This window comes from Mesorhizobium sp. P2_H9, from assembly GCF_056403215.1.
This window is the reverse complement of record NZ_JBFUFX010000001.1, coordinates 192,632-217,296: the sequence shown is the minus strand read 5'-3', so window position 1 is coordinate 217,296 and position 24,665 is coordinate 192,632. Positions and strand designations below refer to the sequence as shown.

Annotated in this window: 25 protein-coding genes; 6 read left to right on the top strand and 19 right to left on the bottom strand. The window is 62.4% G+C overall.

Annotated elements, in window-relative coordinates; genetic code table 11:
• Positions 1 to 4 precede the first annotated feature (4 nt).
• A complete protein-coding gene (locus AC1DXN_RS01150) occupies positions 5 to 907 on the top strand; it encodes a DMT family transporter (protein ID WP_477272433.1) in 903 nt (300 codons plus the stop codon).
• On the opposite strand, the gene AC1DXN_RS01145 is transcribed toward AC1DXN_RS01150, so the two are convergent.
• A complete protein-coding gene (locus tag AC1DXN_RS01145; RefSeq protein WP_477272073.1) occupies positions 908 to 1,720 on the bottom strand; it encodes a helix-turn-helix domain-containing protein in 813 nt (270 codons plus the stop codon).
• 99 nt (positions 1,721 to 1,819) lie between these two features.
• Here AC1DXN_RS01145 and AC1DXN_RS01140 point away from each other — a divergent pair, with 99 nt between their 5' ends.
• Complete coding sequence (locus AC1DXN_RS01140) at positions 1,820 to 2,206, top strand: hypothetical protein (protein ID WP_477272075.1); 387 nt, start codon at positions 1,820 to 1,822, stop codon at positions 2,204 to 2,206.
• Positions 2,207 to 2,281: 75 nt separating this feature from the next.
• Here the strand turns inward: AC1DXN_RS01140 and AC1DXN_RS01135 are convergent, their stop codons facing one another.
• Together AC1DXN_RS01135 and AC1DXN_RS01130 are read right to left on the bottom strand one after the other, a co-directional pair.
• Complete coding sequence (locus AC1DXN_RS01135) at positions 2,282 to 3,157, bottom strand: uracil-DNA glycosylase (RefSeq protein WP_477272077.1); 876 nt, start codon at positions 3,155 to 3,157, stop codon at positions 2,282 to 2,284.
• A gap of 38 nt (positions 3,158 to 3,195) precedes the next feature.
• A complete protein-coding gene (locus AC1DXN_RS01130; RefSeq protein WP_477272079.1) occupies positions 3,196 to 3,840 on the bottom strand; it encodes a hypothetical protein in 645 nt (214 codons plus the stop codon).
• 207 nt (positions 3,841 to 4,047) lie between these two features.
• Between AC1DXN_RS01130 and AC1DXN_RS01125 the strand changes: the two genes are divergently transcribed.
• The gene (locus tag AC1DXN_RS01125; RefSeq protein ID WP_477272081.1) at positions 4,048 to 5,727 is read left to right on the top strand and encodes an electron transfer flavoprotein-ubiquinone oxidoreductase; all 1,680 of its coding nucleotides are present in this window, start codon (positions 4,048 to 4,050) and stop codon (positions 5,725 to 5,727) included.
• Between the two features lie 66 nt (positions 5,728 to 5,793).
• A complete protein-coding gene (locus tag AC1DXN_RS01120) occupies positions 5,794 to 6,393 on the top strand; it encodes a DUF922 domain-containing Zn-dependent protease (RefSeq protein WP_477272083.1) in 600 nt (199 codons plus the stop codon).
• 13 nt (positions 6,394 to 6,406) lie between these two features.
• Here the strand turns inward: AC1DXN_RS01120 and AC1DXN_RS01115 are convergent, their stop codons facing one another.
• The 6 genes from AC1DXN_RS01115 to AC1DXN_RS01090 all read right to left on the bottom strand — a co-directional run bounded on the left by AC1DXN_RS01115 (position 6,407) and on the right by AC1DXN_RS01090 (position 10,647).
• Positions 6,407 to 6,799, bottom strand: coding sequence for a hypothetical protein (locus tag AC1DXN_RS01115; protein ID WP_477272085.1), 393 nt, complete (start codon positions 6,797 to 6,799; stop codon positions 6,407 to 6,409).
• Positions 6,800 to 6,940: 141 nt separating this feature from the next.
• Positions 6,941 to 7,957 (bottom strand): endonuclease/exonuclease/phosphatase family protein, encoded by a 1,017-nt coding sequence (locus AC1DXN_RS01110; protein WP_477272087.1) that lies wholly within the window; start codon positions 7,955 to 7,957, stop codon positions 6,941 to 6,943.
• A gap of 75 nt (positions 7,958 to 8,032) precedes the next feature.
• Entirely contained in the window at positions 8,033 to 9,493 is a 1,461-nt protein-coding gene (locus AC1DXN_RS01105) for an AMP nucleosidase (RefSeq protein ID WP_477244034.1), read from the bottom strand.
• Between the two features lie 176 nt (positions 9,494 to 9,669).
• A complete protein-coding gene (locus AC1DXN_RS01100; RefSeq protein WP_477243843.1) occupies positions 9,670 to 9,864 on the bottom strand; it encodes a hypothetical protein in 195 nt (64 codons plus the stop codon).
• A 54-nt stretch (positions 9,865 to 9,918) separates the two neighbouring features.
• The gene (locus AC1DXN_RS01095) at positions 9,919 to 10,077 is read right to left on the bottom strand and encodes a hypothetical protein (protein ID WP_477243845.1); all 159 of its coding nucleotides are present in this window, start codon (positions 10,075 to 10,077) and stop codon (positions 9,919 to 9,921) included.
• Between the two features lie 228 nt (positions 10,078 to 10,305).
• Positions 10,306 to 10,647 (bottom strand): DUF2147 domain-containing protein, encoded by a 342-nt coding sequence (locus AC1DXN_RS01090; protein ID WP_477243847.1) that lies wholly within the window; start codon positions 10,645 to 10,647, stop codon positions 10,306 to 10,308.
• Positions 10,648 to 11,085: 438 nt separating this feature from the next.
• On the opposite strand from AC1DXN_RS01090, the gene AC1DXN_RS01085 reads away from it, so the two are divergent.
• Both AC1DXN_RS01085 and AC1DXN_RS01080 read left to right on the top strand, forming a co-directional pair.
• Positions 11,086 to 11,352 (top strand): SEL1-like repeat protein, encoded by a 267-nt coding sequence (locus AC1DXN_RS01085; RefSeq protein WP_115145099.1) that lies wholly within the window; start codon positions 11,086 to 11,088, stop codon positions 11,350 to 11,352.
• Between the two features lie 420 nt (positions 11,353 to 11,772).
• A complete protein-coding gene (locus AC1DXN_RS01080) occupies positions 11,773 to 12,894 on the top strand; it encodes a branched-chain amino acid ABC transporter substrate-binding protein (RefSeq protein ID WP_477243850.1) in 1,122 nt (373 codons plus the stop codon).
• 146 nt (positions 12,895 to 13,040) lie between these two features.
• On the opposite strand, the gene AC1DXN_RS01075 is transcribed toward AC1DXN_RS01080, so the two are convergent.
• From AC1DXN_RS01075 to AC1DXN_RS01030, 10 genes are all read right to left on the bottom strand, one after another.
• On the bottom strand, positions 13,041 to 13,988 hold the full coding sequence (locus tag AC1DXN_RS01075) for a Csu type fimbrial protein (protein WP_477272089.1): 948 nt from the start codon (positions 13,986 to 13,988) through the stop codon (positions 13,041 to 13,043).
• A gap of 14 nt (positions 13,989 to 14,002) precedes the next feature.
• On the bottom strand, positions 14,003 to 16,420 hold the full coding sequence (locus AC1DXN_RS01070; protein ID WP_477272091.1) for a fimbria/pilus outer membrane usher protein: 2,418 nt from the start codon (positions 16,418 to 16,420) through the stop codon (positions 14,003 to 14,005).
• Positions 16,392 to 17,108: a fimbrial biogenesis chaperone gene (locus AC1DXN_RS01065; RefSeq protein WP_477272093.1), complete on the bottom strand. Its 717-nt coding sequence runs from the start codon at positions 17,106 to 17,108 to the stop codon at positions 16,392 to 16,394. Before AC1DXN_RS01065 ends, AC1DXN_RS01070 begins: the two co-directional genes overlap by 29 nt.
• 41 nt (positions 17,109 to 17,149) lie before the next feature.
• On the bottom strand, positions 17,150 to 17,647 hold the full coding sequence (locus AC1DXN_RS01060; protein ID WP_477243856.1) for a Csu type fimbrial protein: 498 nt from the start codon (positions 17,645 to 17,647) through the stop codon (positions 17,150 to 17,152).
• A 450-nt stretch (positions 17,648 to 18,097) separates the two neighbouring features.
• Complete coding sequence (locus tag AC1DXN_RS01055; protein WP_477272095.1) at positions 18,098 to 20,062, bottom strand: acetyl/propionyl/methylcrotonyl-CoA carboxylase subunit alpha; 1,965 nt, start codon at positions 20,060 to 20,062, stop codon at positions 18,098 to 18,100.
• A 120-nt stretch (positions 20,063 to 20,182) separates the two neighbouring features.
• On the bottom strand, positions 20,183 to 20,557 hold the full coding sequence (locus tag AC1DXN_RS01050) for a hypothetical protein (protein ID WP_477272097.1): 375 nt from the start codon (positions 20,555 to 20,557) through the stop codon (positions 20,183 to 20,185).
• A 120-nt stretch (positions 20,558 to 20,677) separates the two neighbouring features.
• Positions 20,678 to 21,208, bottom strand: a complete 531-nt coding sequence (locus AC1DXN_RS01045; protein WP_477272098.1) for an O-acetyl-ADP-ribose deacetylase — start codon at positions 21,206 to 21,208, stop codon at positions 20,678 to 20,680.
• 1 nt (position 21,209) lies between these two features.
• Positions 21,210 to 22,817 carry a carboxyl transferase domain-containing protein gene (locus tag AC1DXN_RS01040; protein WP_477272099.1) on the bottom strand — a complete coding sequence of 536 codons (1,608 nt, stop codon included), beginning with the start codon at positions 22,815 to 22,817 and terminating at the stop codon, positions 21,210 to 21,212.
• A 1-nt stretch (position 22,818) separates the two neighbouring features.
• Complete coding sequence (locus AC1DXN_RS01035; protein ID WP_477272101.1) at positions 22,819 to 23,982, bottom strand: isovaleryl-CoA dehydrogenase; 1,164 nt, start codon at positions 23,980 to 23,982, stop codon at positions 22,819 to 22,821.
• Positions 23,951 to 24,595 (bottom strand): TetR/AcrR family transcriptional regulator, encoded by a 645-nt coding sequence (locus AC1DXN_RS01030; RefSeq protein WP_477272103.1) that lies wholly within the window; start codon positions 24,593 to 24,595, stop codon positions 23,951 to 23,953. The genes AC1DXN_RS01035 and AC1DXN_RS01030 overlap by 32 nt, the downstream gene beginning before the upstream one ends.
• Positions 24,596 to 24,665 lie beyond the last annotated feature (70 nt).

Sequence of the window (24,665 nt, the reverse complement as noted above, 5' to 3'; positions counted from 1 at the left end):
GATCATGCTCAAAGTCATGTCGGTGGCGGTCTTTGTCGGCATGCAAACCTGCATCAAGGCGGCCGGCACTTTGCCTGCCGGTCAGATCGTCTTTTTCCGCTCCTTCTTCGCCATCTTCCCGATCATTGCTTTTCTGGCCTTCAGGGGAAAACTGGGCACGGCGTTTGCGACCAAACGTCCGCTCAACCACATTGCGCGCGGCGTCGTTGGCGTCTGCGCCATGGGGCTTGGCTTCTTTGCGTTGACCAGGCTGCCGTTGCCGGATGCGATCACACTGAATTACGCGCAGCCTTTGCTGGTGGTGGTGTTCAGTTCGCTCTTTCTCGGTGAAGCCATCCGCGTCTATCGCTGGAGCGCGGTCGCGGTTGGTCTCGTCGGCGTGCTGATCATCTCCTGGCCGGAACTGACGCTGTTGAGTTCGGGCGCGGCGCTTGGCGACCAGGAAGTGATCGGTGTTATCGCCGCCCTTGTTTCCGCGGCAATTTCCGCCAATGCCATCCTGCTGGTACGCAACCTCGTCCAGACCGAAAGGACGGCGACCATCGTGCTGTGGTTTTCGGCGACGGCAAGTGTGATGGCGCTGCTATCGCTGCCCTTCGGCTGGCAGGCGCTGACGCCGCCGCAGGCGGGTCTGCTCGTCACCGCGGGCTTCTGCGGCGGGCTGGCGCAGATCTTGATGACGGCAGCCTATCGCCATGCCGAAGCCTCGGTCGTGGCGCCGTTCGAATACACCTCGATGATCCTCGGTGTTGTCGTCGGCTATTTCGCTTTCGGCGATGTCGCCACCATCAACACGCTCGTCGGCGGCGTGATCGTCGTCGCCGCCGGCATCTTCATCATCTGGCGCGAGCGCCAGCTTGGCCTGGAGCGCACCCGCACCCGAAAGGCGGCGCCGCCTCCGGAGTGATCAGGAGCGTTCGGCTCGCTCCTTCGCCAATCGCACCAGCACCGCTCGCGTCTGTTCGTCAGCGGGAAAGAAAGACTCGATCGCCAGTTCCGACAGCGTCACATCGAGAGGCGTGCCGAACACGGTGATGGTGCTGATGAAGGACAGCACTTGATCGCCATGCGCTAGCCGCAACGGATGCACGATGGCGTTGGGTTCGACCGGCATCGGCCGGCTGCCTTTCAAACCGGACGGGTAGGTCCGCAGCTCTTGCTCCAGCTCGACCAGGATCGGATCGCCGGAGGCATCGTTCTGGTGTTTCAGCCGCTCAAGCAGATGGGTGCGCCATTCCGCGAGGTTGACGATGCGCGGCGCGATGCCGCCGGGATGCAGGCTGAGCCGCAGCACATTGACCGGCGGCGTCAGCAGCGAAGGCTCAGCCACATCGGCCAGGAACGGACCGATGGCGGCGTTGGCCGAAACCAGGTTCCAGTGGCGGTCGACGGCCAGCGCGGGGAACGGCTCATGCCCCTTGAGCACGATGTCGACGGCCGCCATAGCCGGCGCCAGCGTTGCGTCGCCGAGCGACCGTTCGCCGAAGCTCGGGGCAAAGCCCGCCGCCAGCAGCAGCTGGTTGCGTTGCCGCAGTGGGATCGACAGCTGTTCGGCAAGATGCAGCACCATCTCGCGCGAGGGCGCCGCGCGGCCGCTTTCGACGAAGGAGAGATGCCGCTGCGAAATCTCGGCCTCCATGGCGAGGTCGAGCTGGCTCATGCGCCGGCGCGTGCGCCACTCGCGGATAAGGCTGCCGGCGGAGGTTTGGGCTGTTGTCATGGAGGCAAACTATGCCGGAACCAGCTCCATTTCCATTACCTCCGAGGTCATGGAAGAGGACAGCCGAGGCTAAATCCGAACTTTCCAAATGCCGGCCGGGTGAGGGGCGCCTTCACGCTGCTGCACTTCATTAACGCCAACATGCCATTCTCGCTGCTCTTGCAGGGGCGTGATGTGGGGCGAGTTGGTCGTTATCTTGCTGCGTTGGCGGCCTATTCGGCTCTGCTTGCCGTCCTCGGCAAGAGCTTTGCCTATTTACTGGGCTGGCTCGTTCTTCCTGTCGCCCTTCTTTTCGCTTTGCCTGTGCAACTGACCATCGGCGGCTTCGACTACCTTCTTGTCGCAGAGGCTCTCGTATTCTTTGCGATCGCATTTGCTATCGATGCGAAAGCGCCGAATGCAGGGAAATGGCTGGCACGTCTAGGCTTGGTGCTCTGCTTCGCTCAGATTACGTTCCTGCTGTCAGAGAGCGGGGTCGGCAGGTAAGAGCACGACCGCAGAGGCCGGCGGTCCTCCTCGCGCGCCCTCTGTCTCTAGGGACAAATCCCCTGAGAAGATTGGCTATTCTCCCAGCGACCGCAGTTTCGCCTTCACCTCAAGAAAGTCCCGCCACGCCAGCTTCTTGTGCGCTGGCGTTCGCAGGAGGTAGGCCGGGTGCAGTGTCGGCATGGCCGGAATGGCAATGCCCGAAGCCGTGGTGTGGACGCGCCAGTTGCCACGTAGCCGCAAGATGCCTTCGCTGGTGTTGAGCAAGGTTTTTGCGGAAGGGCCGCCGAGATTGACCAGCACCTTGGGATTGACCAGCTCGATCTGCCGCTCGATGAACGGCCGGCAGATCTCGGTCTCGTGCGGTGTCGGCGTGCGGTTGCCTGGCGGGCGCCAGGGAATGACATTGGCGATGTAGACCGAGGTCCGGTCGAGGCCGATGGCCGCCAGGATGCGATCGAGCAGCCGGCCTGAGCGGCCGACGAAGGGCAGGCCCTCGAGGTCCTCGTCGCGGCCGGGCGCCTCGCCGACCAGCATCACCGAAGCTTCAGGATTTCCGTCGGCGAACACCAGGTTCTTGGCAGTGAACTTGAGATTGCAGCCGTCGAATGCCGCCATGTGCTGGCGAAGCTCGTCAAGGGTTTTGGCAGTTGTCGCCAGCTGCCTCGCCAGTGCCGCTTGCGCCTCGTCGGGCACCGTGGTGGCGGGCATGCGCACCGGCGCATCCGGCAAGCTGCTGGCTTCGCCACGCGACAGGCTCGTCGAGCGTGGCTGTGGGGCGGCCTCACCGGCAGGCGCGGCTGTCACCGGTGCCCGCTCAGGCGGCTTCGGCGCCGCCTCGGCAAACCGGTTCACCGGCTGCTCCTCAAGCGCCTCATCGACGCCGGCGCTGGCGTAGAAGGCCAGGATGTCGGCGATGTCGGTCGGGCTGTTGGGGGAGGCGGCAGTCATGCCGCGCACATTCGTCCGGCGAGCGGCAATTTGCAAGTTCAGCCAGTTGGTATGCGCGGATCCTGCACCAGATAGAACGTCCAGCGCGGCGTGTAGTCGGTGATCAGGAATTCGAAGCTGCCGGTCTTCAGCGGGTCGATCTTGCCGTTCTTGAACAGCAAGCGGTCATAGGGTTCGAAGTCGCGGTCGAAATCGGCAAAACTGCTCGACCGGATGTTGTCGGGCGTCTTGTTGCGCTGGTCGAACGACAGGCCGTCGCCGAACACGCTCGGCCGGTCGAGGATTTCCTGCAGCTCGAACTGGAACTCGACCCAGGCCTGGCCGCTGTTGTTGAGCACGTCGATGCGCATGTACATGACGCCGTTGGCGAAATCGCCGGCAGCGCCGAAGGCCTGGATCGGCTTCGTCGTGCGGATGGTCAGCGTTACCGGCGTCGCCGAATTCAGCTCTTCGGTGATGACCAGCGGATCCTCCTTCGTGCCGGTGCCCGAAGCCCCGGTGATACGGAAGCCGCCAAGCTCATCGGAAAAGGAATAGGCTCCGGTCGCCCACACTTTTACCTGATCGGCATGGGCGCTTATGGGCGCCAGCGTTGAAAGGGCCAAAAGCAGCACGCGGCACATCCGGCCGGGCGTGGAAAAAAAGCGCGTCGATGAAAAGCCGGATGGCTCAGGAATGCGCATGGCGCGAAGTATGGCCGATATCCAAGCCGTCGAACAATTAAAATGTGGGAATTGCTTGCAGGCGGGGACGAAACGGATGTTATCCGCGACTTTTTGGCGAAATCGGCATTGTCACGTCCGCGCCGGTTTCCTGTCGCGGATTGATGCGCTATGCAGCGCATGAGCCAGCAAGATGCGTCAGTGCAGTAAGCCAGCGCGGAGGGGTTGATGAGCGATATCGAACGCGAAAGCATGGAATTCGACGTGGTCATCGTCGGCGCCGGCCCGGCGGGGCTGGCCGCAGCGATCCGTCTCAAGCAGGTCAACCCCGAGCTTTCCGTCGTCGTGCTGGAAAAGGGTGGCGAGGTTGGCGCCCACATCCTGTCCGGCGCCGTCGTCGATCCGATCGGCATCGACCGGCTGTTGCCGGGCTGGCGCGAGGACGAGGGACATCCCTTCAAGACGCCGGTCACCGACGACCATTTCCTGGTGCTCGGGCCTGCCGGCTCATTCCGTCTGCCCAATTTCCTGATGCCGCCGTTGATGAACAATCACGGCAACTACATCGTCTCGCTCGGCAATGTCTGCCGCTGGCTGGCGACCAAGGCCGAGGCGCTCGGCGTCGAGATCTATCCGGGCTTTGCCGCGGTCGGCCTGCTCTACAACGAGGCCGGCGCTGTCACCGGTGTCGTCACCGGCGACATGGGTGTCGAGAAGGACGGTTCGCACGGTCCAGGCTTTGCGCCGGGCATGGCGCTGATGGGCAAATATGTGCTGATCGGCGAAGGTGCACGCGGCTCGCTCGCCAAGCAGCTGATCGCCAAATACAAGCTTTCCGACGGCCGCGAGCCCGGCAAATACGGCATCGGCCTCAAGGAGCTCTGGCAGGTCAAGCCGGAGAACCACAAGCCAGGCCTGGTGCAGCATTCCTTCGGCTGGCCGCTCGACATGAAGACCGGCGGCGGCTCGTTCCTCTATCATCTCGAGGACAATCAGGTGGCGGTCGGTTTCGTCCTCCACCTCAACTACAAGAACCCCTGGCTGTCGCCATTCGAGGAGTTCCAGCGCTTCAAGACCCATCCGGCAATCGCCGGCACCTTCGCCGGCGCCAAGCGGCTGGGCTATGGCGCGCGCGCCATCACCGAAGGCGGCTGGCAATCGGTGCCGAAACTCTCCTTCCCCGGCGGTGCGCTGATGGGTTGCGCCGCCGGCTTCGTCAACGTGCCGCGCATCAAGGGTTCGCACAATGCCGTGCTGTCGGGAATGCTGGCGGCCGAGCATGTTGCCCAGGCAATCGGCGCCGGGCGCGCCAATGACGAGTTGGCTTCTTACGAAGCGGCGTGGCGGGCGACCGACATCGGCAAGGACCTGAAGAAGGTGCGCAACGTCAAGCCGCTATGGTCGCGCTTCGGCACCATCATCGGCGTCGGCATTGGCGGCCTCGACATGTGGCTGAACACGCTGTTCGGCTTCTCGCCGTTCGGCACGCTGAAGCACGGCAAGGCCGACTATGCGACGCTGGAGCCGGCCGCCAAGCACGAGAAGATCGTGTATCCCAAGCCGGACGGCGTGCTGACTTTTGACCGGCTGTCCTCGGTGTTCCTGTCCAACACCAACCACGAGGAAAACGAGCCGGTGCATCTGCTGGTCGGCGATATGGCCCTGCAGCAGCGCTCCGAGCATGATGTCTTTGCCGGGCCGTCGACGCGCTATTGCCCGGCCGGCGTCTACGAATGGGTCGACAAGGACGGCAACGCCGCCGCCGACCCCGAGGCCAAGGATGTGCGCTTCGTCATCAACGCGCAGAATTGCGTCCACTGCAAGACCTGCGACATCAAGGATCCGAACCAGAACATCAACTGGGTACCGCCGCAGGGCGGCGAAGGCCCGGTCTATCAGGGCATGTGAGACACCAGGACTGTTGAAACTGCCGCCTTCATGTGTTTCTTTCTCTGCCGACACGGAGAGACGACCATGCGACTGGCAGTTCTGACGTGCCTTGTAGCGATCGGCGCCGCATGTGGCTTGGCGCCGGCAGCCTCCGCCGGCACGAAGGTGCTGGTCAAAACACGGACGTACGACATCACCGGAACCACGGGTGCCGGGCTGGTCGTGGCCATGGACCGCAGGGGTCCGAAGCACGGCTTCATGACCCGCGCCATCGCGCAGACCGCCTACACTGTGGATTGGGACTTCGACGTCAGCCACAGCAACGGCGCCTGCCAACTGCGCCAGGCCAATGGAACGCTCAATCTCACCTACACTTTTCCTCACGTCGCCTCGACCGCGACGCCGGCGCTGCAGAGGCGCTGGGATCGGTTTTTTGCTGGCGTTCGCGCCCATGAAGAGAGCCATGGCCGCATCGCCAGGGAGATGATGCGGGCCAGCGAGAAATCGGTTCGCGGCCTGAAATTTGCCGGCGATCCATTCTGCAACAGGACACGCAACGAGGCACGGCGGCGTATCGCCGCCGTCTATGCTCAGTATGAGGCGAAGCAGGTGGCTTTCGACGTGCGCGAGCATCGCGACGGCGGCCATGTCGAGCACCTCATCAATGCTTTGGTGGGCTGGTAAACGGGCGCTCGGCTCATTTCGCCGGGCTGCAATTGCCGACATCGCGCGCGTTGGGTCTGCCAGCCTTCAAGTCGGAAAGTTGTGGGGCGGATTGATCGAATCCGCCGGCATATTTTTCATACACTTTCCGGTTCAAACCGATCTGCCGGCCTGAAGAGGTAATGGCCACCATGCCAGTCTTGCCTACATAGGCATGCGCGACCCGCATCCGACAGAAGAATTTCTTCTCGCCATTGGAGACGATCCAGCCCAGCGAGCCCGGTGCACCGTGCGTCAGCTTGCTCGTCTTGTATCCGTCGCTTTGCAGTTTGGAATAGGATTCCGCGCTTGATGACACGATCGATGCGAGCAGAAAGATGGCCATCGAACACAGGCCTAGCAAATTCGCTCTTTGCTTGATGCGCATGGTGCATTCCCCGCTGCCGATCCTGTCAACTTCCTAAATATTTGCCGCAGGTCAATGCAATGCATTTCGCCGGAAAGTGCGCGGCGGTTTTGGGAAAACGACATGCATAGAACGAAGACTTAAGGCCCAATGCGACGCACCTCAGCCGCGCGTCCGGCCGGGCAATGTCAGCGAGACGGTCGCGGTTTCGTCCTCGTCATCAGGCTTTTGCGCGTTCGACCGCAGTGAGAATTCCACCAACACCGGCAGGTGGTCGGAGCCGGTTTCCTCCAGCCTCGCGGCTGAATGGATGACAACCGCGCCCTTGCTGAACACCTGGTCGATCGGCAGCCCGACGAAGCGCCGCAGGAAATCCGGCAGCTTGATGTAGATCCAGGTCGGCCCCGCCGACGGCATGACGGTCAGCTGGCCAAGCGATGCGACGCGCCGCACCGCCGCGCTCCATGGCGCCGCATTGCAGTCGCCCGCCATGATCGCCGTCTCGCCGAGCGAGGCCAGCGGCTCCGACAATTCGCCGATCTGCCAGGCCTGCTCGCGCGGCCATGGCCAGCTGAGATGGATGGCCGCGACATCGACGCCGATGCCGCCGAAATCGACCTTGGCGATGGCCATCGCACCGCGCCGCTCGCAAAACGGCTCGGTGCCGGCGGCAAACGGCCGCCTGGACAAGAGGGCGACGCCGAACACGCCGTTGGGGTAGGGGCACAGGATCCGGTACGGGTACGCGCTGGTGATATAGCCAAGCTCGGTCGTCCACATCTCCGACACCTCGTCGAGGGTGATCACGTCGGGATTGGTCCGGCCGATCAGCGACAGCACCTTTTTCGGCGTCGGATTGTCGAAGCGCAAATTCATCTGCAGCAGACGGTAGACCATCTGGTCGCCCGGCGCGGCTTCGAAAGCCGCCTGGACCGGCCACAGCCGCGGCAAGGCGTTCGACGTGGTGACGAAGGCGGCCACGGCAAACAGCAGGGCTACAGCCGCCTGCAGGCGAAACGAGGTGGCGAGCAGCGGCAGCGCGCAAAGCGCCATCAGCACCGCCAGATGGACGCGAAAATGCGCGAAGGAATCGAAGGCCGGGTGCAGGAAGCCGAAAAACCCGGCCACCAGCGCGACCGAGCAGGCGAGCATTGCGATGAATGCCAGCGATATCGCCATGTTCCGGGTCCGTGCCATCTTGTGTCGTTATCGGCAGAAATGCGGCTCAATCAAGATGACGAAATGTCCCTTGTTCTACTGGAACGCCGTCTCCGAAAAACTTCTGAGCTTGCGCGAGTGTAGCCGCTCCATCGGCATTTCGGCGAGCTTTTCCATCGCCCTGATGCCGATGGTCAGATGCTGCGCCACCTGCCGCTTGTAGAATTCGGTCGCCATGCCCGGCAATTTCAGTTCGCCATGCAAGGGCTTGTCTGAGACGCACAGCAGCGTGCCGTAAGGCACCCGGAAGCGGAAGCCATTGGCGGCGATGGTCGCCGATTCCATGTCGAGGGCGATGGCGCGTGACTGCGACAGCCGCTGCACCGGCCCGCGCTGGTCGCGCAGTTCCCAGTTGCGGTTGTCGATGGTGGCGACGGTGCCGGTGCGCATGATGCGCTTGAGATCGTAGCCGGACAGGCCGGTGACCTCGGCGACCGCTTCCTGCAGCGCCACCTGGATCTCGGCCAGCGGTGGGATCGGCACCCAGACCGGCAGGTCGTCGTCGAGAACATGGTCTTCCCGGACATAGGCATGCGCCAGAACATAGTCGCCGAGCGCCTGGGTGTTGCGCAGGCCGGCGCAGTGGCCGAGCATCAGCCAGGCATGCGGCCGCAGCACGGCGATATGGTCGGTGATCGTCTTGGCGTTGGAAGGACCGACGCCGATATTGACCATAGTGATGCCGCCATGGTTCGGCTTCTTCAGATGATAGGCCGGCATCTGCGGCAGGCGCGCCGCCGCCACGCCTTCGCTGGGCGCGCTTTGTCCGGCCTTGGTGATGACGTTGCCCGGCTCGACGAATTCGGCATAGCCGTCGCCGCCCTTGGCCATCAGCTCGCGGGCGCGGGCGACGAATTCGTCGATATAGAACTGGTAGTTGGTGAACAGCACGAAGTTCTGGAAATGTTGCGGCGTCGTCGCCGTATAATGCGACAGCCGGTGCAGCGAATAGTCGATGCGTTGCGCCGTGAACGGCGCCAGCGGCCTTGGCTCGCCAAAAGCCACTTCGAACGTGCCATTGGCGATCTGGTCGTCGGTGCCGTCGAGATCCGGCACGTCGAACAGGTCACGGATCGGCCGCTTGATGCGCTCGGCAGCCGCGCCGTCGACATGGGTGCCTTCGAGGAAGGCAAAATGCAACGGGATCGGCGTGGTCGATTCCGAGACCGTGACCGGAACGCCGTGGTTGCGCATGATTAGGCGCAGCTGTTCGGTGAGATAGCTTTCGAACAAAGCCGGCTGGGTGATGGTGGTGGAGAAATGCCCCGGCGTCGGCATATGGCCATAGGCCTGCCGTGAGTCGATCTGTGTGAACGAGTTCGTGGTGACGCCGATCTCCGGATAGAAGGCGCGGTAGCGCTTGCTACTGTCGCCGCTTTCGGCCAGCGCCGCAAACGAGTCGCGCAGGAACTTGGTGTTGCGGTCGTAAAGGACCTGCAGCGCCGCGACAGCTTTTTTGGCGTCAGTGAAGCTTTGCCGCCCAAAAGGCTCCGGCATGACGACCGATTCGATGGCTTGGGGATAGATTCGCTTTTCCATGGCTCAATATAGAGACTTGGATGTGCGGTTGGGAGGGGTGTGGTGGCCGAACCCGGCCAAAGCGTCGTTTTTCTTTTTCTGATCCCATGTCCGCGGCGGGTTTGGGAGAACGACATGCACTATGACAAGGACACTTATCCGCGTTGCAGGCTGACCAGCAGCACGAAGCCAACGCCGTGGTTCTTCTGTGCCGGCGCTTCGATCGTGGTGTCGGCATTGGAGCGCATCGTCGGCACGGCCAGAACGGGGGCTGAAAGCACCGTCAGGATGAGCGCCGCCCGCGGCAGGAGCCGAAGGGTCTTCATGGCGTTGGCGGCGATCCGGTTCATGGCTTTTGCTTTTTTCTCTCTCTAGGTCTTTGTCGTTTCAGGGGCGAAAATGGTTCAGTTGCGCAGGTGGCTCGGGCAACCGAACCGGCAGGAATTGGAACTGGCTACATCCCAGGAGCGAGCCGGACGGCCGGCCTCGGCGACGAGGATGGCGAAGAACATTCCAAACAGGCTCATCAGCAGGCAGACGATGGTGAAGCGGCGGGCGAGCATTGCGTGGTGTCTCCTTCAACACGCATGAGAATGCCCTGATGCAACTGAACCGGCTCTGATGCCGGCGTTCATCTGCGGTTCAAATTGATTGACGATGTTTTGGCGGCGCAACCGGTCCCGGTTTCGATGCCGCGAGCGACGCCAGGTCCAGCCGTGTGGGACTGTCGTCGGTGAAACGAAAACGGGGCCTCTGAAGGCCCCGTCCTCATTCAGTGGAAATGCTGACAATCAGAGCTTGTGCCAGGTCTGGCTCTTGCAGATCAGGCCACCGAGCACGCAGCCACTCATCTTGAGCGAGGTGCCTGAAAGCGTCGCCTTGCCGGAATAGGTCTTGTCGGTGTCCGGGTCGGTTATGGTGCCGGTGTATTTGTTGGCGCCTGCTGCCTTGAACGAACCGATGTTCTTGCCGGCATGTTTGCCGGACTTGAGCGTGATTGAAAACGCACTGCTGCCGGCGATCTCCGCCGTCGAACCGGCCTGCGTCTTCCAGTTGCCTTCGATCGGGTCGGCCCATGCCGCCCCGGCCATCATCACTGTGGCCGCGAGGGCCAAGCTCACTCTTCGAAACATATCTGTCCTCCCTGTTGGGTCCGGGGGTGCTCCTCCGCCCCTTACGCAAACGTAAGCTAATCCACCTCCAGGCAAAACAAAAGCGGTGCCGCCACGGAAGCTTTCAGGATTTCTCACGCCGCCCAAACCGCTCTCGTCGCAGCAGAAATGAAACGTTCCGCCTGCTGCCTTTGTCTGCCGTGGTTAGCGGAGTCTTGACCCGCGCCTCACAAATTTTCGTCAAATTTGGCACGAAGCGGCGCGATTGCTGGCTTTGTATCCTTAACGAATTTCCGCGTTTACCTCTTGTTTTAGCTTTGTTTTCCTCAAATTAAGCACGCCATTTAACGACGGATTCAAGCCTCCGCTGCATTCTCGGAAGCATCGGAAGAGCAGCCGCCCAAGGGATACCGAGGGGCAGAAGGAAGCAGCTCTCGGGAGCCAGAACAGGGGACTAAAATGGCACGTTTTGAAATGCTTGAAGCCGGCTTCGGCGCCATGGGGGCAACTGCCCAGGCCGACATTCTTTTCGAACTGGGCATGATGTATGCGACCGGCCGCGATTGCGAGACCGACGTCGTCGCCGCCCACAAATGGTTCAACATTGCCGCCATCAAGGGCTCGGCCCGCGCCGCGGAACTGCGCTCGGAACTGTCGGCCGCCATGTCGAAGGTCGAGATCGCCAGGGCGCTGCGCGAAGCCCGCGAATGGATGACCATGCACTGAGTTTCTGGGTCCCCTGCAAGGGGACTGGGATCAAGGGCGGGAACACTTTGGGTCAAGGCCGCGAGAAGACGGCCGCCCACCAGGGACAAGGCCGCGTGAAGACGGCTGCGCTATCAAGACCAAGAACGAGGCAGGCCTCATACGGCCAAGCCGCGCGAAAAACAGGGAAGCGATCGGGTTTCGGGCGCGGGGGCGTTTGGGGACAGCTCGATCGGCAAAAAGCCGCGACCGGCCGAAACAAGGCTGGCGCGGCTTTTTGCTTTCCAGGCCGTACAAATCACCGAGCATGGTCAAGGCTAGACATTGCAGGCCCAATCGCGCGCCGCCGATGCGCCAAGACATATCCGGTGAAGGATGAAATTGTCCCGCCTTCTGAAAGAAGCGCGGCCGGAACGGCTGCGCGAGAGTGGGAGGATCACCATGAAAAAATTGAGTATTTTGAACGCGGCCATAGTCGGCCTGATGATGAGCGCACCGATCGCTTTCGCCGACGACATCACCGTTTCGGTGGTCGGGCCGATGACTGGTCAGCTGGCCACCATTGGCGATCAGTTCAAGCAAGGCGCACAAGCGGCCGTCGACGCAATCAACGCCGCCGGCGGTGTCGAAGGCCGCCAGATCAAGCTCGACGTCCAGGACGACCAGTGCGATCCCAAGCAGGCGGTGTCGGTAGCCAACCGTATTGTCGCCAACGGCACCAAGTTCATCGACGGTCACGCCTGCTCGGGCTCAAGCATTCCGGCTTCCGCCGTCTATGCCGAAGCCGGCGCGCTGATGATGAGCCCGGCCTCTTCCAACCCGGTGCTGACCGATGCAGCGGCGAAGGCCGGCTGGCCGACCATCATGCGCCTCTATACGCGCGACGATGCGCAGGGCGCTTTCATCGGCCCCTGGATCGCCAAGAAATATGCCGGCAAGAACGTCGTCATCCTGCATGACAAGAGCGCCTACGGGCAGGGCGTGGCCGATGCCGTCAAGGCGACGATGAATGCCGGTGGCCTCAACGAGGTTCTCTACGAAGGCATCAATGCCGGCGACAAGGACTATTCGGCTCTCGTCACCAAGCTGAAGGACCTCAAGGCCGATGTCGTCTATTTCGGCGGCTACCATCCGGAGGCCGGCCTGATCCTGCGCCAGTCGGCGGAACAGAGCGTCAAGTTCCAGCTGATCATGCCGGACTCGATCGCCTCGCCGGAATTCTGGCAGGTTGCCGGCCCGGCCGGTGAAGGCACGATGTTCGTCTTCCCGTCGGATCCGCAGGCCAAGCCTGAAGCCAAGGAAGCCATTGCCAAGATCAAGGCCGGCGGCTTCGTGCCGGAGGGCTTCACTCTGTTCTCCTATGCCGTGGTCCAGGCTTTCGCCGAGGGCATCAAGCGTGCCGGCAGCGACGACCCGGCAAAGGTCGCCGAAGCGCTGAAGAACGGCACGCCGATCAGCACCGTCGTAGGCTCGGTCACCTTCGACGAGAAGGGCGACTTGAAGAACGCCAGCTACGACATCAACCAGTGGCACGACGGCAAATACGCGCCGATCCAGCCCTGATAGAAGCCGTTGCCTGAAACGCCGCGCGTCCTCTCGGGCGCGCGGCGTTTTGCTGTGCGGAGGTAATGCATGTCGCCCAAAAGTGTGCAGCGGCTTTGGGACAACGAGATGCATAAAAACAAAGACTTAAAGCGCGTCGACGCGCTTTAGTAAGTCACGGTCACGACGACTGTGTCTGTGTAGAGGCCGGCCGAGGGTGTCGTTTGCGCGGGCACCCGGCCGTAGACGGTCAGATTCTGCGCCGCACCGCTGCCGGTTCCCGCAACCGTGCTGCCTGGCGTCGCTGCGTCGCCCCACACCTGGCTGCGTGCGTTATCCTTGTAGAGGCCGTAGGTTACGGTTTCCGCGCCCTTTTTCATCTTGCGCGCGGCCGGGGCCGAACCGTTCGCTCCGTTGTTGAGCGACACTGTGTACGGCGTCCCCGGGGTGCAGGTGATGGTAACCCCGCCGGTCGCATCGACATTGGCGCCCAGGATGCCGGTCGATCCGAAATCGATGTTCTGGATTGCCAGCAGACAATTGGCCGCCACGGTCGCGTTGATCGTGAATGTGGGGCTGTCGACGGAGCCTGCGCTGGTGCTGCAATCGTTGCTGAGGACGCTGGCTCGATAGCGGAACTCGACATGGGGGATTCCCGAAAATGTCGAGAGATAGGTCCCCGGCACCGCGGTAGCCTGTCCGCCCAATACCGTGCCATAGATGGTCCGGCTGGCGGAACCGCTGCCGAGCGCGTCCAGCACCAGCGCAAAGCCCGGCACCGTCGGCGCAGACGGCCACGCATAGGAGCCCCACACCACTGACGAGGTCGGGGGATCCGAATAAAGCTGGTAGCCGAGAGTATTGGCGCCGCTCAGCATATGACGGGTCGCACCCGTCGCGCCGCCGCTGCCCGTCCCCAGATTTGGACAGATGAGGATGCGCGTCAACAACAATCCACTGCAGGACACGTTGAGTGTGGCCGTTGAATTGTTTGGCGAACCGGAAAGCGTGTCGACCGAGCCGAAATTCATCGCCGATACAGCAAAGTTGCAGGTTTGAGCCCAGGCAGCGGTGGGCAAGAGCAAGATGGCCAGCAGCATAGCGAAACGGCGCATTGTTCGTCCTTACCTCAAAAACAGATGACGTCCTTGATGACCACCTGTTGGCCGGGTTCCGCTCGATAGGTGAATTCGGCTCGACATGAGCCGCCATCCGGCAATTCAATGGCCACGGCGTTTTGATGGTGAAGGGTGCGGATATAGGCCTCGCCATCATAGCCGATCACAAATTCCTCGTCGGCGCCCTCGACCCGGCCCTTGGCGCCGACGGCGATCGGCAGGCCTTTGCTGTCGACCAGGGAGACAAGTGCTGCATCGGCAGCCTTTGAAACGCCGAAATCAAGGACGACACCGCTGCGATCGGCCGGCATGACGATCTTGCGCGTCTCCGGCACATCGGCATCGACCGGCAGGTTCCTTGGATCGATGGAAATGGTGTTGTCCTCGTAGGAGTTCAGATCGGGAACCAGGATCTTCCCCTGCCGGTTGCTGACGCCGACCGGCCTGTTCTGGTGCTGGACTTCCACGCCGGCAACACCGACATCGACAACGGCGAACGCGTCGTTGATGTGGTTGGTCGCAAAAATGCCGCCGCCGGCGACGGCGATTGCCCCGTCGACCCCCAGGGTTCCACGAAGGCTCTTGTCGAATTGCTGGACGCCGGCCTCCATGCGCGCCCATGGCGAACGGTAGCTGACGGCAGCCGAGCGGTTTGGCGTGCCGCCCTCTGACGTCCTCGCACGCCAGCCGATGCTGCCGTTCTCCAGCCGTTCGGACTTGGCGATGTCGGCGACCACCGACACGCCATCGGGACCGTCGGCGACCCCGGTCGAGGCGGTGACATCGCCGCCGAGCGGAACGGAGATGCCCGCGAACACGCCAAAGCTGTTTTTGTCGTCAAGGTCGGTGAAAGCAGTGGCATAGAAGCTGCTGTCCTTGAACACCGTCTGGCTGTAGGAAACGCCGACGATCTGGCTGCTGTCTCCCTCGGCGCTCTTAATGTGCGCGTAGGAGAGGTTGAGGTTTGAAAAATCAAGCGGCATCGGCACGCTCAGCGTCACCTGGTCGAGCGCGCGAGGAACGCCGGCGCTGAAGAACTCGTCCGGGTCCGGTATCGGGTCGATGTCGGCGGTAACCGACGCGATGTCCGCGTAGTCGCCGAGCGCGCGCTGGATGCGGCCGTAGACCGACCATCCATTGTAGCTCATCTCAAGCGAGGCGTTGACGAGCCCGCCCGTCTGGCCGCCGTGGCGGCTGCCTGCCGCGGCAATGGAGGCTGCGCCGAAATAGCTGAGCGGGAACGCCACGCCAGCGCCGCCATTCACAAGATCTTCGCCGCCCTCGACGTGGCCTTCCAGCGTCAGCCAGTTGGTCAACCCGTAGCGCGCGCTTGCCGAACCGTAGATGCCACCGTCATAGTCACCGGATTCGACACCGAAATTGCGTCGTGGAGTGCCGACCTCGGCGGAGAAATCGAGCAGGCCCCGCCTCAGCAGCATGCTGGAATTGTAGAACGGCAACGTCACCGTGGTTTCGCGGCCGAGGCTGTCGCGCAGGACGATCTGAGCCTGGCCCGCTCCGGTGAAGACGGGCAGGTTCGTCACCTGAAACGGCCCGGCCGGGACGTCGCTGGTGTAGGTCCGCGCATTCTGTGTGTAGACCTCGAGCGTGGAGGGGACGGCAGCGGTTCCCGAGAAGCTTGGAAGCGGCAAGGTGATCAGGTCGGAACGCAAGGAAAAATTGCGCTGGACCTGAAAGCCGCCGAGATACACGGGCCTTGTCCACGCCAGCCCGCCCGAGACGAAGTCACCCGCTTTGTAGGTCTGCAGCCGCTCGGGATCGGAATAGCTCCAGGTCGTGTTCAGCCGGGTGAAGCCGGCAAGATCGCCATCGGACAGGCTGGCGATAAAGCCTTGGCTCAACGTTCCGTAAGGGCTGAAAAGCCGCGCGTCGAAACCGCCTGAGACGCCGCGAAAGAGCTGCGCGGTATGATCCTTCAGATCGTTGGTGCTGGCGAACAAGGAGTAGTTCAGCACGCCGCCAAAGCCGGATTGCGGCTTGAGCCTGTCCTGCTTTCCCTGCTGGCCAATGTCGATGATGCGGGCAGAGCGTGCCGCATCGGTGGCCGTCACATAGAGACGTTGCGTCGCTTCATCGATACGATAGGAGACGTCTGGCAGCCGATCGACCCGCACCAGGTGATCGGACCCCATCGCACTTTCGACAGGTTCCAGTCCAACCTCCCGCAATTCCTCCGGCGTAGAAGCCAGGCCGCCATCCGGCAGCTGCTTGAAAGCGCCGATCAACCCGGTCGAGACATCATTGACGAAGACTTCCAGATAAAGATCGCGGCTCTCGGCTGAAGCTGCTGCGACGTCCGTTATCGCGGGCGCCGGCAACACATCCTGGGCTTTGACCTGCATGGTGGAAAATGCGGCCACGACAATGGTGATAGCGACCCTATTGGCCTTTGATCGCAACTTTGGCATCGAAGGGTCCAAAATCGCTCTGGGCTGACAGCGAAACCGCCCCGCCTAAAAGCGCCTTCCCCGCGATCGGCCATTGCATGGTCGCACCGCCGAGCACGTAGCCGACAAGACCGATGCGGCTGCCGAGCTTTCGACCACCTTGCGTCAGCGTCAAATCGGACAATCTCAAGCGGCTTTGGCCGGTGTTTCTTGCTGTCAGCAGCAGCCCGCGGCCCTTGCCCGACAGGCTCCAGGAAACATTTGGAGCAGCCGCCTCGGCATTGCGAAAGAACACTGGGACCGAATAGCGCAACACCAGGCTGACAGTGCCGGCCTTCTTCCTCGACGGATCGGGAAGTTCGTCGATAATCACCCGGTAGCTTTCCTCGCTGGCAACGGGTGCTTTGGATACCCTCACGACCCGCACCAGATAGTTGGCCCCAGGGCCAAGCTTTGCAGCCGGGGGACTGGCAACGACATCGCTGGTCGGCTCAAGTCGTTCGATGCCATCCTGTTGCGTCCAGCGAAATACTCTCATCTGAACGTTGATGGGCTTTTTGGCCTCATTGCGCAGGGTCAGGGCCGCCGCGCTGTCCGGCGCGATCATCTCGATGTTGGTCGGCGCCACTCGAAGCGACGCTGCTTGCGCCAGACCAGGCGCGAGAAACAAAAGCGCAATCGCGCCAATGCCTTTGAGCACGGAACGCATGGCGTCCTCCTTGTTTGACAGCACACAAGTCTGACAGAACGCTAGTAGGTGACAGTAATCGCAACCGTGTCTGTGTAGACACCCGCGCCAGGCGTTGATTGCGGCGGAACCCGCCCATAGACCGTCAACGGTTGCAGGGCGCCATTGCCGGTGCCGGATACCGTATCGGTGCCGATGGTCGTGCCCCATACCTGGGCATACCCTGCGTCGCGATAAAGCGAGTAGTTGATGACCGCGGAAGCTGGGCTGGTCATCTTGCGGACGGCGATCGTCGCCCCGGAGCCAGCTCCAGCGCCCAGGCCGACATTGTAGGGCGTGCCGGTGGTGCATTGCACTGAAATGATGCTGGTCTGGTCGACATTGGCGTCAATGACACCTTTCGTGCCGAAATCCATATCGGTCGCGGTCTGAACCTTGCACTCCGCCTGGATGGTGATCCGGACCGTCATGTTGCCGCTAGCCGTCGCTCCCTGCGCCGGGCTGAACCACAGCAGCGGCAATACGGCAGTCAAAGCGAGCGCTTTGATTGAGCTCTTCATGGGGTTCCCTCGTAAGGTCGCGTAAGGAAATCCGCCTGATTCCGTTAACGCTAAGCCCTTGTTTGCAGTTACCAAACCCTAAATAGAGCATAATGTATTAACAATTCTAAAGCAAACGTCGGGACAATGCACAAGATGGAGGTCTTTTGTTAAGGTATACGCACTTCTGCTGTGAAAAGATCGCGGAATCATCTGCAATATCGATAATATCGATATTAATCTCTAGATTTGTATTTTATATCTTATTGGGCGACTAGCCGCTGGCTGTCGTGATCTCGCTTGTTTTGTTGGGGCGTCCAACGCGCCGTCAAATGCCGCACCAAAGCCCGCCCTTGTCCAGGGCATGGTCCGCGAACAAAGGGTTCGCGCAGCGAAAAGTGGAAGCCGGTCCTCGAAAAAAGATTGCGCTCAAACGCTGCGACAGAGTCCGTCCCGCATGCGGAACAGGTTCTAAGCGTTCGGCTCTTCGGCGAAGCGCACCAGCACAGTGCCGTCGGTGACTTGCGCGCCCTCCGCGGCGATCTCGGCAATCATCCCGTCATGGCTGGCGGCAATCGTGTGCTCCATCTTCATCGCTTCCAGGATCAGCAGCGGCTGTCCCTTGGTCACGGCATCGCCCTTTGCCACACGCACCAGCTTGACCAGGCCCGGCATCGGCGCGCGCAGGCTGCCGGAACTGGCAGCCGCCTCGTCGGTTCGCGCCAGCGGATCGGGCACGGTGAAACTGTAGCCGACCGCGCCTTCGAAAACGGTGACGTGGCCGGGCCAGCGGGCAAGGCGAGGGGCGGCGCGGAGCTCATGCGAATTGACGCTTTCATAGGGCGCATCCAGCGCTACCTCGAAGCGTCCGTCTGGCCGCACTGAAACGCGCGCTACAATATCGTCCTCGCCGAACTTCAGCCGCGTACGCCGTGCCACAGTGTGGAAATGCGCATAGCCGGCGAGCGACGACCACGGATCGTCGGACGGCACCTGCTCGCCCGCGCCGGAGGCGGCAAGCGCGGCGGCCGCAATGGTCTCAGCCGTTGGTGGCGGAATGGCAGTCAACGCCTGCTGATGCCTGCCGATCAGGCCGGTGTCGACATCGCCGGCGGAAAAATCCGCGTCGGCAGCAAGCGCCGCCAGAAACGCGGTGTTGACGGTCGAGCCGGCGATCTCGGTCTGCGCCAACGCTGTGCCTAGCGCGTCGAGAGCGGCCTGCCTGTCCTTTGCGTGGACAACCAGCTTGGCGATCATCGGATCGTAGAAGGGCGAGATAGCATCGCCGGCCCGCACGCCGGTTTCGATGCGCATGGTGGCGCCCTCGGGTGCGGTGTCGGGAAACTTCAGATGATGCAGCGTGCCCGTCGCCGGCAAAAAACCTTTTGCCGCATCCTCGGCATAGACGCGCGCCTCGAAGGCATGGCCGGAAAGCGCGATCTCGCTCTGCGTCTTCGGCAGCTTCTCGCCGGCGGCCACGCGCAGCTGCCACTCGACCAGATCGGTGCCGGTGACCATTTCGGTGACCGGGTGCTCGACCTGCAGGCGGGTGTTCATTTCCATGAACCAGAAGCGATCCGCCTTCAGCCCTTGCGAGGCATCGACGATGAACTCGATGGTGCCGGCGCCGGAATAGTTGATCGCCTTGGCCGCCTTGACCGCTGCGTCCGTCATCGCCTTGCGCAATGCCGGCGTCATATCGGGCGCCGGCGCTTCCTCGATCACCTTCTGGTGGCGGCGCTGCGCCGAGCAGTCGCGCTCGAAAAGATGCACGGCGTTGCCGAAATTGTCGCCGAACACCTGCACCTCGATGTGGCGCGGCTTGTCGACATATTTCTCGACCAGCACGCGGTCGTCGCCGAAGGCGGCTTTCGCTTCGCGCCGCGCCCCCGACAGCGCTTCGGAAAAATCGTCGGGATGGTCGACCCGCCGCATGCCCTTGCCGCCGCCGCCGGCGCGCGCCTTGATCAAGACGGGATAGCCGATCTCGCGCGCCTTGGAGGCGAGCAGCACGATCTCCTGCGCCTCGCCATGATAGCCCGGCACCACCGGTACGCCGGCCTTCTCCATCAGCCGCTTGGCCGCGTCCTTCAGCCCCATGGCGCGGATCGAGGCCGCCGACGGGCCGATGAAGATCAGCCCCGCCGCCACCACCTGGTCGACGAAGTCAGGATTTTCCGAGAGAAAGCCGTAGCCGGGATGGATGGCCTCGGCGCCGGTTGCTCTTGCCGCCGCTATGATCTTGTCGCCGCGCAGATAGCTTTCGCCGACTGGCGAGGCGCCGATATGCACGGCCTCATCGGCCATTGCGACATGCAGCGCTTTGGCGTCGGCGTCGGAATAGACGGCGACGGTGCGCACGCCCATCTTGCGCGCCGTGCGGATCACGCGGCAGGCGATCTCGCCGCGATTGGCGATCAGGATCTTGGCGAACATGGATGCTCCCGGAGTGGAGAATGGGCGCTGTCCAGCCGGCCTATCCGTGCAAGCTTTCTCATCGCCGCACCCTGCGATGCAGCCCGGCCGTTGTCAAAGCGTCGGGAAGGAAGGCCTGTTCTACTTGGAAGCGGCGACTTCGCAGCCCGCCCCTGTAATGACCTTGTAATGGCTGCGGGCGGCCTCGCAGGATTTCATCGCTCGTTCTTCGGCAGCTTTCCGTGACGGTGCATTCAAGCCCGAGCCGCAGATGATGTACAACGAACGGATCCGGGCATAGGGCGTGGTCGCGTAGGCCGAATGGCCGCCTGCCGCCACATAGGCGTTGTAAGCCCTGGTGCACTGGTCTTTCGGGTTTTTCGGTAAATACGGATAGAAATGAGTGTCGCCCTTGCTTCCCGCCAGCGATGCCGCGGCGCCGACGCCGGGTACTGCGAATATAAGCAAGCCTGCAAGTATCGAAGCAGTCGTCTTGCCCGAATATTTCAGCCTCATCTTTACCCCATCCCAGTTGCCCAATGCGGGACGAGCAATAGCGCCTATTCTCCAGCGCCGCCAGCCTGCTCACCGAAAATTGCTTTTGCACAGCTGGATGAACCATCTTCTCCATTCAGATTAGGCTCCGCCAAGGGCAGCAACGGCCTGCCGGTATAGTTCTGCCGTCTGTTGGTCGAAGCAACAGAAAGCAACGGTTTCCGGAAGGGCATTGCTGCCGATGAAGTCACTCACCGTGCTTACGGCGATCTGCGTCGCCTGGTCCTTTGGATAGCGGTAGACACCGGTCGAGATCGCTGGGAACGCCACGGTCCGGCAATCATGAGCGCGGGCGATCTCAAGCGACCTGACATAGCAGGAGGCGAGCAGTTCTGCTTCGCCTTTGCCGCCGCCTTGCCAGACCGGGCCGACCGTGTGGATGATGTAGCGTGCCGGCAGGTGATAGCCCTTGGTCAGCTTGGCCTCGCCGGTCTTGCAGCCGTTCAGCATTCGGCATTCAGCCAAGAGCTCTGGCCCGGCCGCCCGGTGAATGGCGCCGTCGACGCCGCCGCCGCCCAGCAGCGAGGAATTGGCGGCATTGACGATGGCATCGACCGAAAGCTTGGTGATGTCGCCGGTGTGAACGCGGATCCGGTCGCCGATCTCGCTCATCTCACATCCTGAACACGCCGAAGCGTGTTTCTTCGATTTCGGCATTGAGCGCGGCCGAAAGGCTGAGCGCCAGCACCTCGCGCGTCCGCGCCGGATCGATGATGCCGTCATCCCACAGCCGCGCCGAGGAATAGAGCGGATGGCCCTCGTGTTCGTACTTCATCAGGATCGGCTTCTTGAACTTCGCTTCCTCTTCTGCCGACCACTCGCCACCCTTGCGCTCGATGCCCTCGCGCTTGACCACTGCCAGCACCGTTGCCGCCTGTTCGCCGCCCATCACTGAAATGCGGGCGTTCGGCCACATCCACAGGAAACGTGGCGAATAGGCGCGACCGCACATGCCGTAATTGCCGGCGCCGAACGAGCCGCCGATGATCATCGTCACCTTGGGCACGCGTGCCGTGGCGACCGCCATCACCAGCTTGGCGCCGTCCTTGGCAATGCCGCCGGCCTCGTATTTTCGCCCGACCATGAAGCCGGTGATGTTCTGCAGGAAGATCAGCGGGATTTTCCTCTGGCAGCACAGCTCGATGAAATGCGCGCCCTTCACAGCGCTCTCCGAAAACAGCACGCCATTGTTGGCGATGATGCCGACCGGCATGCCTTGCAAATGTGCAAAGCCGGTGACCAGAGTGGTGCCGTAATTCTGCTTGAACTCGTCGAACTCGGAGCCGTCGACGACGCGCGCGATCACCTCCCGCACATCATAGGGCTGGCGCAGATCCGTCGGCACGATGCCGTAGAGTTCCCGCGCGTCGTGAAGTGGCGGAGCCGGTTGCTGTAAGGCCAGGCTGACGGACTTGCGCCGGTTGAGGTTTTTGACGATGCGGCGCGCGATCGCCAGCGCATGCTCGTCGTCCAGCGCATAGTGGTCCGCGACGCCCGACAGCCTTGTGTGCACGTCGGCGCCACCCAAATCCTCGGCGCTGACATCCTCACCGGTGGCGGCCTTCACCAGCGGCGGGCCGCCAAGAAAGATGGTCGCCTGGTTGCGCACCATGATCGTCTCGTCCGACATTGCCGGCACATAGGCGCCGCCGGCCGTGCACGAGCCCATGACGCAGGCGATCTGCGGAATGCCTGCCGCCGACATGTTGGCCTGATTGTAGAAGATGCGGCCGAAATGATCGCGGTCGGGAAACACCTCGTCCTGGTTGGGCAGATTGGCGCCACCACTGTCGACCAGATAGACGCAGGGCAGATTGTTCTGCAGCGCGATCTCCTGCGCCCGCAAATGCTTCTTCACCGTCAGCGGATAATAGGTGCCGCCCTTCACCGTCGCGTCGTTGACCACGACCATCACCTCGGTGCCTTCGACGCGGCCGACGCCGGCGATGAGGCCGGCCGCCGAGATTTCCTCGCCATACATCGACCATGCCGCGAATTGGCCGATCTCAAGGAAGGGCGAACCGGTGTCGAGCAGTTGCGCGAGGCGCTCGCGCGGCAACAACTTGCCGCGCGAGACGTGCCGCTCGCGCGCCTCGTCCGAGCCGCCGCGCTCGACGCTGGCCGCTTTTTCCGCAATGTCGGCGACCAGCGCCCGCATGCGCTCGGCGTTGGCGCGGAAGGTGTCGGAGGCGGGGGAGATCTCAGAAGTGAGGACTGGCATCTCAGACGCTCTCCGCCATGATTTCCCGTCCGATCAGCCAGCGGCGGATTTCGCTTGTGCCGGCACCGATCTCGTAGAGCTTGGCGTCGCGCAACAGCCGGCCGGTCGGATAGTCGTTGATATAGCCATTGCCGCCCAAGAGCTGCAGCGCGTCGAGCGCCATCTGCGTCGCTTTCTCGGCGGCAAACAGCACACAGCCGGCGGCGTCCTTGCGCGTGGTCTGGCCGCGGTCGCAAGCGGCGGCCACGGCATAGACATAGGCGCGCGCGGCGTTCATCACCGTATACATGTCGGCCAGCTTGCCTTGCACCAGCTGGAATTCGCCGATCGGCTGGCCGAACTGCTTGCGCTCGTGCACGTAAGGGATCGCCACGTCGAGGCAGGCCGCCATCAGCCCGATCGGGCCACCGGCCAGCACCGTGCGCTCATAGTCGAGACCCGACATCAGCACCTCGACGCCACGCCCTTCCTCATGCAGTACATTGTCGAACGGCACTTCGACATTCTCGAAAACCAGCTCGCCGGTGTTGGAGCCGCGCATGCCGAGCTTGTCGAGCTTTTGCGCCACGGAAAAGCCAGCAAAGGCTTTTTCGATGATGAAGGCGGTGATGCCGCGCGAATGGCGTTCCGGGTCGGTCTTGGCGTAGACGACCAGCGTTTCGGCGTCGGGGCCGTTGGTGATCCACATCTTGGTGCCGTTGAGCACATAGCGATCATTGCGCTTTTCGGCGCGCAGCTTGAGCGACACGACGTCGGAGCCGGCGCCGGATTCCGACATCGCCAGCGCACCGACCTTTTCGCCCGAGCACAAATCAGGCAGATATTTTTCCTTCTGCGCCGGCGTCGCCCAGCGGTTGATCTGGTTGACGCAGAGATTGGAATGGGCGCCGTAGGACAGGCCGACCGAGGCCGAGGCGCGCGAAATCTCCTCCACCGCGATCACATGGGCGAGATAGCCCATGCCGGTGCCGCCGAAATCGGGATCGGCGGTGATGCCAAGCAGGCCGAGCGCGCCGAGTTCCGCCCACAGATGCGCCGGGAATTCGTTCGAGCGGTCGATCTCGGCGGCAATCGGCGCGATCCTGTCCTGCGCGAAGCGGCGCACCAGGTCGCGCAGCGCCTCGATGTCTTCGTCATGCCCGAAGCTGAGCGTGTTCGTGTACATGGCCATCCTCCCTGCCGCCAATATTCGCGCCGACGAGCCGCATTGTCATTGAAAGATATGTTGTGGTGACTTCAGCGATCGACAGCCGCTCGCCCGGCCGGAACCAGACGATGACGCCCGTCATCATCTGGATCAGCGCCATGGCGGTCAGTCCGGTGTCGTCGATGCTGAAGGCGCCCATCTCTGCGCCGTCACGCAATATGGCGCGCAATTCTTTTTCATAGGCCGTGCGCATGCGCAGGATTTGCGTCAGGCTGTCATGCGACAGGCTACGCAATTCCATGTTGGAGACATGAGTGGAATGGCGGCGCCCGATATGGAAGGCGATGTGGTTCTCGACATAGGCGGCAAGCCGCGCCGTCGGATCGGCAGTGCCGGGCCGTGCCGCCTCCCATGCCTCGATCAGCCCTTCCATATGCTCGCGCATCAGCGTGAACAAAAGGTCTTCCTTGGTCGGAAAGTAGCGATAGAGCGCTGCCGCCTGCACGCCGACCTCGGCGGCGAGCTGGCGCATCGACATCGCCTCATAGCCGAAGCGTGCTATCAGGCTGACCGCGGCGTCGCGGACAGCAGCTTCGGTCTTTTCGCCATCGGAACCGGTGGTGCGCGCCATGATTGCTCATCGAGGAGAGGCAATAATAAAACGAACGTTCAATTAATTCAAGTGGCGGTTAATCCAGGCA

Bases quoted from the DNA above. Each gene is read 5' to 3' on its own strand.
- AC1DXN_RS01150 (WP_477272433.1), top strand. From the start codon at position 5: ATGCTCAAAGTCATGTCGGTGGCGGTCTTTGTCGGCATGCAAACCTGC.
- AC1DXN_RS01145 (WP_477272073.1), bottom strand. From the start codon at position 1,720: ATGACAACAGCCCAAACCTCCGCCGGCAGCCTTATCCGCGAGTGGCGC.
- AC1DXN_RS01135 (WP_477272077.1), bottom strand. From the start codon at position 3,157: ATGACTGCCGCCTCCCCCAACAGCCCGACCGACATCGCCGACATCCTG.
- AC1DXN_RS01130 (WP_477272079.1), bottom strand. From the start codon at position 3,840: ATGCGCATTCCTGAGCCATCCGGCTTTTCATCGACGCGCTTTTTTTCC.
- AC1DXN_RS01125 (WP_477272081.1), top strand. From the start codon at position 4,048: ATGAGCGATATCGAACGCGAAAGCATGGAATTCGACGTGGTCATCGTC.
- AC1DXN_RS01120 (WP_477272083.1), top strand. From the start codon at position 5,794: ATGCGACTGGCAGTTCTGACGTGCCTTGTAGCGATCGGCGCCGCATGT.
- AC1DXN_RS01115 (WP_477272085.1), bottom strand. From the start codon at position 6,799: ATGCGCATCAAGCAAAGAGCGAATTTGCTAGGCCTGTGTTCGATGGCC.
- AC1DXN_RS01110 (WP_477272087.1), bottom strand. From the start codon at position 7,957: ATGGCGATATCGCTGGCATTCATCGCAATGCTCGCCTGCTCGGTCGCG.
- AC1DXN_RS01105 (WP_477244034.1), bottom strand. From the start codon at position 9,493: ATGCCGGAGCCTTTTGGGCGGCAAAGCTTCACTGACGCCAAAAAAGCT.
- AC1DXN_RS01100 (WP_477243843.1), bottom strand. From the start codon at position 9,864: ATGAACCGGATCGCCGCCAACGCCATGAAGACCCTTCGGCTCCTGCCG.
- AC1DXN_RS01095 (WP_477243845.1), bottom strand. From the start codon at position 10,077: ATGCTCGCCCGCCGCTTCACCATCGTCTGCCTGCTGATGAGCCTGTTT.
- AC1DXN_RS01090 (WP_477243847.1), bottom strand. From the start codon at position 10,647: ATGTTTCGAAGAGTGAGCTTGGCCCTCGCGGCCACAGTGATGATGGCC.
- AC1DXN_RS01085 (WP_115145099.1), top strand. From the start codon at position 11,086: ATGGCACGTTTTGAAATGCTTGAAGCCGGCTTCGGCGCCATGGGGGCA.
- AC1DXN_RS01080 (WP_477243850.1), top strand. From the start codon at position 11,773: ATGAAAAAATTGAGTATTTTGAACGCGGCCATAGTCGGCCTGATGATG.
- AC1DXN_RS01075 (WP_477272089.1), bottom strand. From the start codon at position 13,988: ATGCGCCGTTTCGCTATGCTGCTGGCCATCTTGCTCTTGCCCACCGCT.
- AC1DXN_RS01070 (WP_477272091.1), bottom strand. From the start codon at position 16,420: ATGCCAAAGTTGCGATCAAAGGCCAATAGGGTCGCTATCACCATTGTC.
- AC1DXN_RS01065 (WP_477272093.1), bottom strand. From the start codon at position 17,108: ATGCGTTCCGTGCTCAAAGGCATTGGCGCGATTGCGCTTTTGTTTCTC.
- AC1DXN_RS01060 (WP_477243856.1), bottom strand. From the start codon at position 17,647: ATGAAGAGCTCAATCAAAGCGCTCGCTTTGACTGCCGTATTGCCGCTG.
- AC1DXN_RS01055 (WP_477272095.1), bottom strand. From the start codon at position 20,062: ATGTTCGCCAAGATCCTGATCGCCAATCGCGGCGAGATCGCCTGCCGC.
- AC1DXN_RS01050 (WP_477272097.1), bottom strand. From the start codon at position 20,557: ATGAGGCTGAAATATTCGGGCAAGACGACTGCTTCGATACTTGCAGGC.
- AC1DXN_RS01045 (WP_477272098.1), bottom strand. From the start codon at position 21,208: ATGAGCGAGATCGGCGACCGGATCCGCGTTCACACCGGCGACATCACC.
- AC1DXN_RS01040 (WP_477272099.1), bottom strand. From the start codon at position 22,817: ATGCCAGTCCTCACTTCTGAGATCTCCCCCGCCTCCGACACCTTCCGC.
- AC1DXN_RS01035 (WP_477272101.1), bottom strand. From the start codon at position 23,982: ATGTACACGAACACGCTCAGCTTCGGGCATGACGAAGACATCGAGGCG.
- AC1DXN_RS01030 (WP_477272103.1), bottom strand. From the start codon at position 24,595: ATGGCGCGCACCACCGGTTCCGATGGCGAAAAGACCGAAGCTGCTGTC.